General features: G+C 32.8%; 12 protein-coding genes. 7 read left to right on the forward strand and 5 right to left on the reverse strand.

All coding sequences use genetic code 11. From position 1 onward, the window contains the following. Nucleotides 1-26: 26 nt before the first annotated feature. Nucleotides 27-1,031 (reverse strand): helix-turn-helix transcriptional regulator, encoded by a 1,005-nt coding sequence (locus BUB25_RS12680; protein ID WP_072944943.1) that lies wholly within the window; start codon nucleotides 1,029-1,031, stop codon nucleotides 27-29. Between the two features lie 98 nt (nucleotides 1,032-1,129). On the opposite strand from BUB25_RS12680, the gene BUB25_RS12685 reads away from it, so the two are divergent. The 7 genes from BUB25_RS12685 (at nucleotide 1,130) to BUB25_RS12715 (ending at nucleotide 11,943) form a co-directional block, all read left to right on the forward strand. Continuing rightward, on the forward strand, nucleotides 1,130-1,744 hold the full coding sequence (locus tag BUB25_RS12685; RefSeq protein ID WP_072944945.1) for a hypothetical protein: 615 nt from the start codon (nucleotides 1,130-1,132) through the stop codon (nucleotides 1,742-1,744). Nucleotides 1,745-1,888: 144 nt separating this feature from the next. Continuing rightward, a complete protein-coding gene (locus tag BUB25_RS12690) occupies nucleotides 1,889-3,187 on the forward strand; it encodes an ABC-three component system protein (protein WP_072944947.1) in 1,299 nt (432 codons plus the stop codon). After that, entirely contained in the window at nucleotides 3,171-3,875 is a 705-nt protein-coding gene (locus BUB25_RS12695) for an ABC-three component system middle component 1 (protein WP_072944949.1), read from the forward strand. Before BUB25_RS12690 ends, BUB25_RS12695 begins: the two co-directional genes overlap by 17 nt. Beyond that, nucleotides 3,865-6,171: an AAA family ATPase gene (locus BUB25_RS12700; RefSeq protein ID WP_072944951.1), complete on the forward strand. Its 2,307-nt coding sequence runs from the start codon at nucleotides 3,865-3,867 to the stop codon at nucleotides 6,169-6,171. Before BUB25_RS12695 ends, BUB25_RS12700 begins: the two co-directional genes overlap by 11 nt. Before the next feature lie 66 nt (nucleotides 6,172-6,237). Next, nucleotides 6,238-8,673, forward strand: a complete 2,436-nt coding sequence (locus BUB25_RS12705) for an HD domain-containing protein (RefSeq protein ID WP_072945058.1) — start codon at nucleotides 6,238-6,240, stop codon at nucleotides 8,671-8,673. Nucleotides 8,674-8,883: 210 nt separating this feature from the next. Further along, on the forward strand, nucleotides 8,884-10,455 hold the full coding sequence (locus BUB25_RS12710) for a hypothetical protein (protein ID WP_139256912.1): 1,572 nt from the start codon (nucleotides 8,884-8,886) through the stop codon (nucleotides 10,453-10,455). A gap of 1,053 nt (nucleotides 10,456-11,508) precedes the next feature. Further along, on the forward strand, nucleotides 11,509-11,943 hold the full coding sequence (locus tag BUB25_RS12715; RefSeq protein ID WP_072944955.1) for a DUF6943 family protein: 435 nt from the start codon (nucleotides 11,509-11,511) through the stop codon (nucleotides 11,941-11,943). Between the two features lie 56 nt (nucleotides 11,944-11,999). On the opposite strand, the gene BUB25_RS16650 is transcribed toward BUB25_RS12715, so the two are convergent. From BUB25_RS16650 to BUB25_RS12730, 4 genes are read right to left on the reverse strand one after another with little or no spacing between them, the layout of a single operon-like run. Continuing rightward, nucleotides 12,000-12,176 carry a hypothetical protein gene (locus BUB25_RS16650; protein ID WP_170066898.1) on the reverse strand — a complete coding sequence of 59 codons (177 nt, stop codon included), beginning with the start codon at nucleotides 12,174-12,176 and terminating at the stop codon, nucleotides 12,000-12,002. Next, complete coding sequence (locus tag BUB25_RS12720; RefSeq protein WP_072944957.1) at nucleotides 12,163-12,441, reverse strand: hypothetical protein; 279 nt, start codon at nucleotides 12,439-12,441, stop codon at nucleotides 12,163-12,165. Before BUB25_RS12720 ends, BUB25_RS16650 begins: the two co-directional genes overlap by 14 nt. A gap of 15 nt (nucleotides 12,442-12,456) precedes the next feature. Continuing rightward, a complete protein-coding gene (locus BUB25_RS12725; protein WP_072944959.1) occupies nucleotides 12,457-12,882 on the reverse strand; it encodes a DUF5675 family protein in 426 nt (141 codons plus the stop codon). Nucleotide 12,883: 1 nt separating this feature from the next. Next, the gene (locus BUB25_RS12730; RefSeq protein ID WP_072944961.1) at nucleotides 12,884-13,639 is read right to left on the reverse strand and encodes a hypothetical protein; all 756 of its coding nucleotides are present in this window, start codon (nucleotides 13,637-13,639) and stop codon (nucleotides 12,884-12,886) included. Nucleotides 13,640-14,513 lie beyond the last annotated feature (874 nt).

The raw sequence follows: 14,513 nt of genomic DNA on the forward strand, positions 1-14,513 counted from the left end.
GATTAAGTAGCTGAGCGAACCTGAAACTAATAATTAGTTAAACTGGTTAGTAACCGCTGCTTTATTGTGTTTTTTAAAAAATCAGGTTCCATCACTTTCAATCCCTCACCAAAGGATAAAATCAGTTTTTCCAATTCATGATTGGGAATCACTTCAATTGAAAAAGAAAAACCGTTATTATCATTACTGATTTTCTTTTGTGAACCGTGTAAAGGTTTTGTCATTATGTAAGGTGCTAAATCGGCTGTAGCAAACAAAGTGATTTTCGAAACTATAGATTCAGCAGGAATAGAAACTCCGATAATATCATCAAAATACTCATTAAAATTAATTGAAGAAACTTGATACTTTTTATCAATTTCATTAAAAGAAACAATTCTATCCAAAGCCAAATTGGTCAAATTCTCAAATTCCGGATTATTCCCAATCAAAAACCAACGATTGTTGTACTGTTTCAAATAATGAGGATGAATTTCCAATGTAGTCATCACATCGCTTTTAAAAGATTGATAATCCACTTGCAACACTTTTTTGTACAAAATAGCATTGAACAAATCCCCTAGGAGATGGATGTTTTTCAGGTATTCATTGGCATCAAAACTAATAATTTCCCTTTCGTGCGATTCCAATTTGAAAGCTTCTTGCAATTTTAAAATCAATTCATTGACCCATTCAAACTGTGGTATCCCCTTAAAGCGGGACAAAACCAATAGAGCCGATTTCAATTTTTCTGCTTCCAATTCATTCATGGGCTGTTTATTAATCGAAAAGTCGGAAGTGTCGTAGCGGTAATATACTTTCCTGCCCTCTTTAATTCGATCTAGTGGAACAGACCAGCCCTGACTACTTTCCATAAACTTAATATCTTCAAAAAGTTGACGTTTTTTTATACCATCCCCATCAGGATTGAGTTCATATAAAGCTTCATTACAATTTTCCAGTAAATCCTCTAAATAAAATTTCCTGCTGAAATTACTAAAACATCTGTCTAAAGCATGAAAACGAATAAGAGCATTTTTGTTGATGGCCATAGTTGAAAAGTTTCATACCGTAAATTTAAAACTAAACGATGCAAATAGACTGCACCAATAGCAAATAGTTTTGTAATCTAATTTAAAAAGAAAATAGTATGTATAAGAAAATTATGATTATCGCAGGGATTTTGACTTTGATGTTTAATACAAATGTATTAGGACAGGAAAAAATTTCCACCTACAATTCGGCTTATTTATCAAAAAACTTTGAAATTCAAGCAGGAAAACCAAACGAGAAAGGAGACTTTGATTATTATATTGATTGCTTCTCTTCGGATAGTTCTAGTAAAAAAGCATCGCTAATGCTAAAAAACAAAGAAGTTCCGGAATTCATTGAATTTCTTTCAAGTATAAAAGATACTTTTTTAAAATGGAAACAAACTGCGATAGAAAATAAAGTAACGGAATTGGACAAGAAAATTGAATATAAGAACTTGAATTACAGAGGTGCATTCCTTTATGGCAAATGGAATTTTGATTATTCAGTTAACCTTTCAACCCGTTTTAGAATAATAAACGATAAATACTTGTTGATTATAGATAGCGATGCCTTGCAATCAAGTTCAAACCAATTTATTAAAAGTGATGGATTTCGTTTTGTTTTTAGTTCAGCGCAGGAAATTGATGAATTAATAAATGGATTAGAAATTGAAAAAGTTAAAGCGTTTTATGCGGATAAAAATGGTAAGGAAGGTTTATTTAAGAATTAAAAAAAACACTAGCTTACAAAACATCCAATGAATTTTGAATTGTTGGATGTCTTGCAAGTTTTTTTATATACTTTAGTAAAATAGATAATAATGAATCTGTAATATCAGTCCTATACGATCCACTTTTAATACAAATAATAATTTATGAGCCAACTTGGGGATATCAATGAGGAAGAAGTCCATAGCGCAATATCTACTTGGAGTGGCTTTGTTTATCAGGGTAAAGTAGCACTTTATCAAACGCTTAAAATATTCAATGGTAATGATGAGGCTCAAAATTATTCTTTACAACTCGATAGCCTGGAAGATTTTGCAATACTTCATGCAGAAGTAATAAAATCAATACATCAAGTTAAAGCAGTTAAAAACACCTATTACAGTGGTTACGAATCTGCTTTTAAACAATTAATTAAAAAAACAGTCAGCTATAATTGCAGTGTAGCTATATTTCATTTAGCAAAAAGTATCCACGACAAAACTGTAGCTTTTATTGAGGCGGCCCATCCACCCATGAAAATTTGCATGTATGGTACTGATTCACATTGCTCTCTTGAAAACATAGACTCTTTTATAGAAAAAGAAATAGGAATATATTATTCTAAGAATTTCAACTCCTATATTTGGAAATTAAGTCCTCATTATCTTAAAACTTCAAGACACTTTTTAGAGAATATCATACTTACTAAGGTCATTCAGATTCATAGCATCATTCACCAAAACAAGAAAAGTGAAAATAAGGCGGCTTATACAGAAACTATCGCCTTTAATGATTTTAAAAGCATACTTGATCAAGATAATTTAAATGAATCATTTAATCCTGATTATTATTTGCACCTCACTAAAGGAGATCTAAATCGATATTATCAGGAATATTGTATCGAATTAGATGATACAGATATCAGTGAAGATGAAAAACAAAAACTAGAAAATTATATTATTGAAATCAACGATTTAAACGATTCCGAATTAGTACAGCTTATTCGAAACATTATGCCAAATCGATCCTTTAAATTTGATTCTATTTCTGATTATAAGGACAATAATATTCAAAAAACTGAATTTAAAAGGGGATTTTGTAAAATATTGCATCATTTACGTTTCTTCAATGGTACTGTGAAAAATGATTTCGTTTGGATATGTGATGAGAAAAGTCGTTCGTTTCCAACCGTAATATGTGACGGAGAAGATTTCAAGAATGATGTCTGTCGGGATATTATAAAAAACATCAAAAATACAGATTTAGAAATCCCATATGCCAGTCATAACCTTATTACGTCCAGTATTAACATTGAATCCTTACATTCAGAAATTAACAATATTATAGATGTTGAAGAGAATGATCCTGCAATTCTAAAAAACTACACTAGAATTACTGCTTGGGGAAAAGTTTCTTTAATAAAATTGACAGATGCAAAACTTAAACTAAATGAAAACAATAGTTAACGATATTTTTCAAAAACACGGTTATACACTTCAACAATTGCCAGAGGGCAATTTGTTTTCATTTCCAATGGAAACAAGCAAAATATCCTTTTGGCTAGTAATTGAAAAAGATGACCTTGAAATTCTCGATCATCAGAACGGATATTTTAAAGCTTGCAAAAACGCTATTGACAGTAATGATATTGATAAAAACACTTCATTGCTCATTCTTGCAAAAGTAACAGAAACTATAAAATTTAAAGAGTTAAAAGAGCAAATTCTTATTATTGAAGAGGATCCTTATCAGTTTAAAAAACTCGTTTTATTTTATTCTGAAAATGAATTAGAAGCCCTCAAATATGAAATTGATGATGTGTTGGAGGAACCGTTGTCATTTATAGAACAAAACATTATAGCATCAGAAAATTTCAGCACATACAAAACTAATCCAACTCAATTTTCTTGGCAATCATTAATTTACAGAATAACCCATAAAATACCTTTCATAAAAATTAATGTAGAAAAAGATAATAATTTGCAATCTTTATTTGATACTAATTATAAAATACTAACCCAAAAGGGGGTTGCTGAATTTGATGATAAGATGAATAGTTCTCTATTATCATTAACACTTGAAGATTTCCAAAATATTAGCTCAGAAGAAATTCTAAAAAGACTAACTCCAGAAACACCACTTGATGAAAATTAAAAAAATTTATATTCAAAACTTTAAAGTCTTTACCAAAGCAACATTTACTTTTGACAATTTTCATTTGTTGGTATTAGATGGCCCTAATGGATTTGGTAAAACATCACTATTTGATGCTATCGAGTTATTATTGACTGGACAAATAAGAAGGTATGTCAAACTGGGAGAGCAAACCATTAAAGGATCCCAAACATTCGGAGAATACCCATTTTATAATCAATATGGTGAAGATGGTGATATAATTATTAAAGCTGAAATTGAACACGATTCTCAAACTATTATATTAGAGAGAAGAGCTGAAAAGGCAAGCCTATCCTATAATCAATTCTTTAATTCTTATAAACTATACACAAAAATAGATTTTGAGAGCCAGACTGAAACGCAAATAGAAAATGAAGTCAATTATTTACAGAATTTATTGGGACAGGATTACAAAGAAAATTTTGAATTTCTTAATTATATAGAGCAGGAAGACAGTATATACCTTCTCAAAAATAAAGATAAGGATAAACAGGACAGTATTGCATATCTATTTAATACCCAAGACTTCGAAAATAAAATTAACAAGTATGAAGAAATAAAGAAGAAGCTATTAAAACTATGTGATACTCCAGCCAAAGCTAGACTCCAGGAAAAAAAGGAAGAGTTGGATACTTTAGGAGTTCAGCTATCCTCCCGTGAAAAAGTGGCTTATAATGAGCTGTTTAATTGCGAACAATATGAGTGGGATAAAAGCGAAATATCTTTTGCTTTGATAAGATATACCGATTTAGTAGGTGAAGATGGAATCGTCACTAGAATAAAAGATTTAGTACAACAAAAAACAACTTATCTAGATTATCAACTTAATAATCAAGTTGATAAAATACTCGAACAATCCTCTAACCTAGAAAAAGTTATACGTTACCAAAATTTTTTAATAAAAAAAGAAGAGCTAAGCAAAGAAAAAGTATTGCAAGAAAAGCAAGCTGCTTTTTTAAAAGACCTAACGGAAATTGATATTGAAAAGGTCAAATCGGATTCTTTATCTATTAATCCGATTGATTTATTTCCTAAAACAGAGCTTACTCTTTTAGAAAATTTTTCAACGGATTTAATTTTTCTACAAATTTCAGCCAAGGAATTGTCCGATTTAGCGCTCATCCATAATCAATTAGTGCTTACACGAGATTCACTAGTATCAAAGTTTGGAGATTTCAATCATTTAACCCATACCGCTGGAGAATGTATCTTATGTGGATTTGACTGGAAAGAATCTGACATTTTATATAAGAACATCATTACACAAACTGAAAAAATTAAAAACTTAGTAGATAGTTCATCCAATAATATTTCATTACAAATACAGGCATTCAAAGACAAATATTTGATTGTAATCAACCGTATTATTGTTACACATCAGTTAGAGTATATTATTGATAAAGAATTTGTAAATAATTTGGTATTACAACAAGATTCTGTGCTGCATCCAATTGTGCAAAAAATACAATCTTTAGGAATAGATTTAACTGAGTTTCTAAATTCTTCGGCTACAATGCAAATTAATCCAAAGACTGAGGAGTTAGTAGCGACTCTCAAAAGGCTAAAAAAAGAGATTGACATTGAAGTTATCAAACCTCACTTCAATGATACTTTTACACAATATTTTTTTAGCAATAAATTAAACATTTCGGACTTTAATCTTGATAAAATTGAGGGGAAGATTAATTATATAAATTGGCAATATTCACTTTATCAGAATAAAACCTTTACGATTAAATCTTTGGAGTATAAAACTCTCAAACTACAATTTGATAATGCTGCAGAAAATGAAAAAACGGTTAAGAGAGTAATTACGGTCTATAAAGAATCTTTAAAAAAATACAATCAAAAACTAATTAATGATATTGAAATACTCTTTCACATCTATTCAGGAAGAATTGTACAGGATTTTCAGGGTGGTTTAGGCTTATTTATTTCAAATGACAAGGGAATTAAGTTTCAGACTGATCCTTCTAAAACTTACGATGCAATTTTTTCAATGAGTTCTGGTCAGCTATCAGCCTTGATTATTTCATTTACACTAGCTTTAAATAAAAAATATTCTAAAAACAAAATCTTGTTTATTGATGATCCTGTACAAACCATGGATGAAATTAATGTTGTAGGTTTTATAGAGCTATTAAGGAATGATTTTTCCAATCACCAAATTTTTATGTCAACTCATGAAGATTTAATTTCAACATTTATGAGATATAAATTTAAAAAGTATGGATTGTCACAAAAAAGAATAAACATTAGAGAAACAGCTAATTAACAATTATTGGTGGTTTAAAATGAGATATAAGGTAATTTATTAATGCATTTAATAAAAAATAAAACGATGTCAGATTCAGAACAACATATAGAAAATAGTCTTGCAAAAAGTAAAATTTATACCATACTACGAAGAAAAGCACTTAACGAAAGTAGGACTATAGATTCTAACGTAAGTGATACAATACACAAATGTGTAAAATACGCATATGATAAGGCAAAACTTATTATTAAATATATGCCTGAATATACATTACATGATAGTGAACACTTATTTAGGGTTTTGTATTTGATGGAAAAACTCATTCCGGAAGAAAATTTGGAAAATCTATCTGTTCCTGAATTAATGCTTCTAATATTGTCAGCCTTTTTTCATGATTTAGGAATGTCTCCTGATGAAAATGAAATAAAGGCTTGGAAACAACAATGGTTAGGACAAGATCCTACAGATATTGAGAAAAAAGAGTATTCCAATTTCGAAAGGTTTAAAAATACTTATCCTGATCGGCTAGACGATATAGATAGATTACGAGTAAATCAGGAATTTTCAAAAGCGGAATTGATAGAACAATATTTAATCTCTGAATATATTAGACTTAATCACGCACAAAGGGTAAAAAAACTCATTGCTCGCGATTGGAAAGATCAAATTTTTTATCATGATACACCATTAACAAAAATCCTTGCCGATATATGCCAGAGTCATAATGAGGATGCGCTTTCATTAATGAATTTGGATGCAAATTTCTTAAGTGGTGAAGACGTAAATATTTGTATTCCCTATATTGCAGTGATTCTTCGCTTGGCTGACCTACTTGATTTTGATGCAAAAAGAACACCATCTGTACTATTTTCGCATTTATCTGTTAGAAATTCCGTTTCTTTATTTGAATGGCAGAAACACAGATCTATAAAGGCCTGGAGAATTAATCAGAATGAAATTTCCTTTTTTGCAGAGTGTAATCATCCTGTAATTGAATCCGGAATCAAAAAATTTTGTGATTACATTGATACAGAGCTTAAAAATTGTTCAGCAATCCTTTCAAAAATTTCAGAGCAAAGTGGCTTCCTCGATTTTTCTCAATATAAATTGAATCTCCCAATTAAAGTTAATAGGGAACGAATTGGTCCCGTAAAAGATATAGAATCAGGAGACCCATTGTATGAATATTGGGACACCTCTTTTGAACTGAATAAAAATCAAGTCATTGAATTATTTATGGGGACACAACTATATGGTACCAAAGACGTGGCTTTAAGAGAACTTATTCAAAATTCAATTGATGCTTGCCTGCTTAGTGAAGCTATGCATAACTCATGGAATGCTCCTTATGTCCCTAACATTATAGTAAAATTTTATACCATTGGTACAGAAGATTATCTTGAAGTTATAGATAATGGTATCGGAATGAATAAGGACATTATAAATAACTATTACTCAAAAGTTGGTTCTTCGTTCTACAAATCTAAAGATTTCTTTGACCTAAAAGCACAGACTGATTTAAGCTACAAACCCATATCTAGATTTGGAATTGGTATCCTTTCAACATTTATGGTTTCGGAAAGTGTTGAAGTCCAAACCAAAAGATTGAAAGGTAAATATAGTTATGATGACCCTCTGAAATTAGTTATTGAAGGCTACGACAGTATATTTACCGTTTTAAAAAGTGATAAAGATGAACCAGGAACAAGTACAAAATTATTACTAAAGCAGAATCATCCGTGGAAACATTATACAGATGAAGCATTGATAAAGGCAATAAAACTTGCAGTTCCTAATCCGCAAGTCCCCATTAAAATAATAATTGAAAATGAAGAAAATAATTTTTCTAAAAACGATTTTCAAAATAAAAAAGCAGCAGAATTAAAAAGCTATTACTGGACAGAAAATGCCAATATACGCGAAGAATTAATAGAGTTTGATGAATCTGGATACATTGGAAATGCGATAGTTGGAATTATAGAACAAAATGGAATTCCTGTTGAAAAAGTTGATGTGCATTCAAATGAAACTAATGTAAATGGACAAAAATACAGTCTAAGTTTGCAAATGCATTGGGAAACCAATGAAATAAAAAAGAAAGGGGATTCAATTGAAATTAACGATACAGGTGATATTAAATTGACTCCTCGTACACAAACACTGGCTAAATCAAATGCATCATTCTCAATACATGGCATCAGCTACTCTGGAGGTCTATTTCCTGAATATAGTTTTAATGCTAAAAAGACTATGTTGCTTTGGCCTTTTCCTATGCTAATAGTTTTGGATTTAAATGGAAATAATGATTTAGATCTCAATTCAGCTAGAAATGAAATTGTATTAAATGAACTATGGAATTCTTTTGAACAAAACCTTGCATTTATTATTTGCAAAAAACTATCAGAAAATTTAAAGGAAGAATATATATCAACATTATATAGTCTGTTTCGGGCAAATTCACAAAATGATAATTTTTTAGTTGGATTAGAAAAAGCTCAGGAACTTTTAAAAAACCAATAACAATAGAAAAAGCATCTAAGGATAGCTTTTCCACTTTACGATTTAGCCAAAAATATGAACGATCATATAGAGAAATTATCCATAGAATTGAAAGATTATATTAGAAAGTACAATCATCAAACCTTTGTTGCACAATGTTGCTATATATGCAATGCTCATTGGCGAACACAGAGTAATATCGTAGAGCTCCATTCTCCTGTAAGACAATTAATGTATCTCATAAGTTTATATCACAGTACAGCCTTCAAGGGAAATGAACGATTTGAGGCCTACGGTGATGAGTATGAAAATATAGTCCGTCTGTTGAACGCAATTGAAGACTGTTACGTCAGTACACCAGAGAATCTCATAACTCCTGATTATACTGAGGAAAGTTTAAAACGTCTGTTTATAAGCAACAGTACTTTTCTGAATTATTACCTAAATGCATCACTGAGCTATTTTGAGCAGGATGTTGAACGAATCAGACAAACATTCAAACATTTTGAATCACACATTAGGGATGAAACTGGATTGGAAATTCAGGATTTTATTGATTTTTTCTTCCTGATAACAAATCTGGAAATCGAAATATATAATCAACATTTCAATCATAAATACAATCCAGAAGAACATATGTTAATCATTAAAATGCGTGACAATCCTACTTCATTAACAAATGATGAGCTGTTACAAGTTAGTTATTTAGCGGAAAATGGCGTTCTCGGACTAGGTATACCAATCAATAAACTGAAGGAAAGTATGCCTTCAGAAAAAGTAGATAAGATACTAGTAATGTTTATGATGATTCGAAATGAAAATGAAAATTATCTTTACTATACAGATACCTGTGATTACCTATCTAAACCATTGTTAATGACAGATCCCGATCACATTGCTCTTCTATATTCAAAACAGCTCATTACCGCCATATATGATTATCTTTTTGAGCTGTGCAAGGAAGCAGATAAAAATGGAAGAAAGGTTCTAATGAGAAGAGAGGATTATCTCGAAGATAAAACGTACGAAGTATTTCGTGACTTTTTTGGTGAGGAAGCAAAGATTTATAGCAACTACCAAGTCAATGGTCCTGAAAAGGATTTGCTTATACTGAAAGGAAAACACGCCTACATTATTGAATGTAAGGCCAATAAATACAGAATACCTTTTCGTGACCCTATAAAAGCTTATGATAGAATTAATGATGACTTTAAGAAATCAATAGGTAAAGGATACCAACAGGCCAAAGAAATCGAAGATTTATTCAGCGGTGACGAACCCTTTGAAATCAAAAATGAACGCGGTAAAATCCTTGAAACAATACATCCATCAGAGTTCATGGAAGTATTCACTATTGTGGTCACTCAAGAACGATTTGGGCAAATTCAATGTGACCTTAATCATCTGTTGGAAATAGATGAAAACGACAATTTTCCTTGGGCGGTATTCATTGATGACCTTGAAACTTTTCTTATAACTTTAAAACGAAAAAAAAATCATCTCTTTGAATTTCCTGTATTCCTATTGGAGAGAGAAAAATTACATGGAAGAATGTTTTGTTCTGACGAATTAGAACTGTGTGCCTATTTTCTTTTTGATCGCGATAATTTTTTAAAGTATTGCAACAGCGAAGACCTATTTGTTTCTAGTCCGGATGTGCATCAGTTCTTTGACCTTTTATATCATGTAGGTTTTGGCTTCAAAAATGAATTGAATATTTCAGATAAACTAAAAAGATATTCACCTGAAGCTTTAGCTGTTATCAATAAAAACAAATTACTAAAGCCTGAATCGTTTAAATAAGTTTGTTTTTCTCTAGAGGGAGATATTACTTAGAGTGGCTAAATGATATCCCCAAGAGATATATAATTACCCAGCCTTATTCAAGCTTACAGATGGTTTATGATAACATTTCCATTTAACATCACGGGCAATCAAGCGGTCTCTCTTCGGTCGTTCCCTTTGTTCCGTTCGGCTGTTCCAGTCGGTCAACCTTATATTTTAATAAGAACATTTTCGGTAAATAGTCTATTTATTATTTCAATTTAATATTCAGATTTCCCTCCGTTCCACAGGCACTTCACAGCACTAAAAAAACAGCAGCTTAAAAATAAGCAACTGTTTTTTCGCACTGTTTCGTTCCTCATCTTCACACGCTCTCTTCCTACGTTCGGTCGGGCTTATGCATCCACAATACCGCTTCATTTCGTTTCACTTCGCAGGCTACGCTTCACTGCATTCCAGCCATATTGCGTCTGCAGCCCTCCGTTTTTTCAGCGGTTGCTCCTTCGCACAGCCATCGGGTTTGGCTCCACTCACCTCACTTACGTTATCTTAGAAGCATCCATTTTCAATTATCAATTTCCCTATTAATTATCAGTTGGTTCGGTCGCTTTGCCCTAAATCAAGGTACACCGCCGAAAAGGCGGTTGCCTTCTATTTTTTACCCGCCGTTTCACGCTCATAGCCGCTACGTTTCGCTTCGTACCTTCGCTCAACTCTCGCGTCTATGGTGGCCGTTCGATTGCCGCAACCCCGCCACGGCGCTCCTCATCCGCAAAAAAAAAGTTCCTTGCCCTTAAAAGGGGGCACCACTTTTTTTGCTCCTTGCGGTGCTTGGGGGTGTTAATTGCCGTTTCCACAAGGACTCCCCTGAGAAACTACAACAAGTACGATAGTGCATTTTTCTGAAAAGAAAAAGAAAAAAATCCAGCAAGAATAGCATTCATTCCTCACTTCCAGTCGGTCATTCTTCCCTCCATTTTCGTTCGTCATTTCTGCTGTTATAACGGCTTTCTTTTTTTCTCTTTTTTCTTTTCCGAAAAATTAAGGTCGAATCTTTAACACCAAAGCGATATGCCGAATTTTATCATCAAAACACACCAAAAAAATGCTATTTATAAAGGAAACCAAATCTACATCCTCAACAAAGGAATGAATTCCGGTAAACCACAAAACGAACCGTTCACTAATAGCTTTGTAATCCTATTTCAAAACGATGAAGATGCTGAAACAGTGTATTGGTTAGCTTATAGTTTATGGAAAGCAAAATTCTGGCACCACTCATTATTTGGATCCGTAATTCCATTTTTAAGAATTGCTGATTTTAAAAAGGATTTTATGTCAAAAGTTAACGAAATGCTACAAGAACACGAGCTGCATAAAAAACAAATCCAGGCGTTGAGGTTATTGGCACAAAAAGAGGACCAATTAAAGAAGAATATTGTCCTTATCAGTGAAATGAGAAGAGTGATATTGTTGAGGTATTGTAAATCACAAAAAAAAGCCTGATCTCTCGATCAGGCCCTCCTATAAATTCGGGAAAAGGTTACCAAGCGAAACCCGAATTATTTCTTTTTAAATTTTGTCAATCCTTTTAAAAGGAGCGAAATAATGAAACTAATAATAGCTCCAATTACCGCTAAGATAATCGTTTTTAGAATATCTTCAGAAACAATATTTGGCATCACACTTAATAAAGTTCCGGATGCGGTTCCGATTTGCAAGCTGTTATTTGATTCCATCTCGCGGTAAATTTTGATTGCCTTTTTTCAACCGGTTCACTATGGACCGCTCTCGGTTTGCCTCATCATCAACCGTAATTTGACTGATTACCGAAATGACACCTCCCGCAAGGGCTGCATATCCGGCAATACTGACAACGGCTACAGGTAAAACTACCGGAGCCGCAATTATACTCCCGCTGATAGCCAATAGGGCCATTCCAATACTTCTCAAAACCTTAAAAAACTTTGGGGTTGGTGCTTTCGCACGTTCAACTATATTCATAATTACTTTACTTTTTTACCTTGTCATCCTGATCGGAGTCGAAGGATTAGATTGGATCTTTATTTTCACTTCTTCATTGCATCCCATAGCAGCATAGATCAATGTCGTAAGCTTTTGTAATGCTATACGAGAGGCACTACCCTTCCCTATTCCGGTATGTTTGGTTACGGGTGCGATACAGCCCAACAGTTCTTTTTTGGCGTCATTGGCAGGATGGATTAATATAAAATCTCGTCCTGGAACATTTTGTAAATACAAATGCCATTTGAATTTTGGGCTAAAACGCTTCTGTAATACGTATTCTCCTTCAGGAATACAAGAAATGCGCCTTTGGTTTTCCAACCAGGGCAACTCGATGGTATAACAAACTAGAGTGCCGTTCCATTCCAAAAATCCTTGTGTTCCCTCGGGAAAATAGGTCCTAATTAACACTAAAACCATCTTACAGACCGCTTACCTGTACCAATGACAATGGATTGTATGCACCATTTTTCAATGGATACATTTTTCCATTTACCTCCTGAAAAAACTCAATCCCTAAAGCCAAAAACAACGGACTTACACTGTTTGGAGTCACTGCATTCAATTGATTGATAGCCACTACTGGAGTGGAATCCCATGGTTGGATCGCTGTTTCAGAACTAGAAACCACAAAAGTTTCCGCCTCAAAATTAATTTCGGCTCCCGCTGAAATAATTTTATAGTGAGTTGTTCCACCTGGAGCAGCAATCATATTGGCAGGTACAAAAGGATCCACCGCAACCGAAATTTCGCCTGCCACTCTATCTATTGTTCCTACAAAAGGAACAAACAAAGTGGTCCCTAATTTTCCAGTGATATTGAAATCAAAACCTACAAGCAATTCCGCTTCGCCATCAATTACATTGCGTAACCCTCTGTCGTTCACTAAATCCGCTTGAATCACTTTGACCATAGATTGAGTCAGTCGGCTCACCATTCTACTATCAGCAGAATTGATAAGCAAAGTTCTCAACGCTGTTCTTAGCGTTTTTCCCGCTTTACCTGCTCTACCAAACTCAGAATTGTTCTCACGAGTTCTTTGGAATGCGGGATCACTTTTGATTCGGCTGGCATCAACACCGCCCTTTTCACGAGCTAAATGCCCGTCCTTGGTTTTGTAAAAGGTAATATCTCCGATAGTACCCTTCAATTTAATTATGCCTTTCTGTCTTGCCATACTTCCTAAATTTTTAAATGAATAATTTTGCTAAATACACTCTCAATCATCATCCTGTTGCAACACTTTTGGATTGATTATGAAACAAATTTTAGTCAATTAAATCACATAAAAAAGACTCCCCTATACCATATGTCACTTTGTGACACAAATGGCATAAAATGACCTAAATACCCATTTACAACCAACATTGACGGGAGCAGATTTCCGCTTCTGAACCAAAGGAATTATTTACTATTTTTATGGAATGCCAGAACTTGAACCATAAAGGTTCCAGATTAGGCAAAGCCCAATCAAAGTCATAGATAGAGTATGAGAACGAATAACAAGAGATTATGTATCTACCCTAAGGATATACAACGCATAACCGGAAAGAGTTATCGCCAAAGTATTAGACTACTTCAAAAAATAAGAAAGGAGCTCAACAAGCTCCAAAATGAGTTTGTATCTGTCGAGGAGTTTTGCCAATATACCAGCTTAAAAATTGAACAAGTTGAACCTTTGATAATTGGGTAGAAATTATACTTTAGGCAACTAAATTTTGAACCAATGCCTGTTCAAAAAAAAACGGTTAACCAGTTCAAATTATGATAATTAATCATTAATTCCAGCAAAAAAACACTTATATTTGATAATTGAAATTTAGAACAATTTGCTAACATATTGAGAGGTGTCAGTTGAGGAGTCACTTAAAATAAAAGCTTTGCGAAGCCTTATTTTACGGCGCTTTAGAAAAACAAACAACTCCCTCTTTCTCCGCCAGATGAAGTTTCAAAAGAAACTTTAAAAATCAAAAGCCTTTAAATACTAGTATTTAAAGGCTTTTTTGTTTTTTCTCACTTGTCAAAAAACACATATAGTATCAAAGAACAGT

This window comes from Flavobacterium granuli (assembly GCF_900129705.1).
GTDB lineage: Bacteria > Bacteroidota > Bacteroidia > Flavobacteriales > Flavobacteriaceae > Flavobacterium > Flavobacterium granuli.

Bases quoted from the DNA above. Each gene is read 5' to 3' on its own strand.
- BUB25_RS12680 (WP_072944943.1), bottom strand. From the start codon at position 1,031: ATGGCCATCAACAAAAATGCTCTTATTCGTTTTCATGCTTTAGACAGA.
- BUB25_RS12685 (WP_072944945.1), top strand. From the start codon at position 1,130: ATGTATAAGAAAATTATGATTATCGCAGGGATTTTGACTTTGATGTTT.
- BUB25_RS12690 (WP_072944947.1), top strand. From the start codon at position 1,889: ATGAGCCAACTTGGGGATATCAATGAGGAAGAAGTCCATAGCGCAATA.
- BUB25_RS12695 (WP_072944949.1), top strand. From the start codon at position 3,171: ATGAAAACAATAGTTAACGATATTTTTCAAAAACACGGTTATACACTT.
- BUB25_RS12700 (WP_072944951.1), top strand. From the start codon at position 3,865: ATGAAAATTAAAAAAATTTATATTCAAAACTTTAAAGTCTTTACCAAA.
- BUB25_RS12705 (WP_072945058.1), top strand. From the start codon at position 6,238: ATGTCAGATTCAGAACAACATATAGAAAATAGTCTTGCAAAAAGTAAA.
- BUB25_RS12710 (WP_139256912.1), top strand. From the start codon at position 8,884: ATGTATCTCATAAGTTTATATCACAGTACAGCCTTCAAGGGAAATGAA.
- BUB25_RS12715 (WP_072944955.1), top strand. From the start codon at position 11,509: ATGCCGAATTTTATCATCAAAACACACCAAAAAAATGCTATTTATAAA.
- BUB25_RS16650 (WP_170066898.1), bottom strand. From the start codon at position 12,176: ATGGAATCAAATAACAGCTTGCAAATCGGAACCGCATCCGGAACTTTA.
- BUB25_RS12720 (WP_072944957.1), bottom strand. From the start codon at position 12,441: ATGAATATAGTTGAACGTGCGAAAGCACCAACCCCAAAGTTTTTTAAG.
- BUB25_RS12725 (WP_072944959.1), bottom strand. From the start codon at position 12,882: ATGGTTTTAGTGTTAATTAGGACCTATTTTCCCGAGGGAACACAAGGA.
- BUB25_RS12730 (WP_072944961.1), bottom strand. From the start codon at position 13,639: ATGGCAAGACAGAAAGGCATAATTAAATTGAAGGGTACTATCGGAGAT.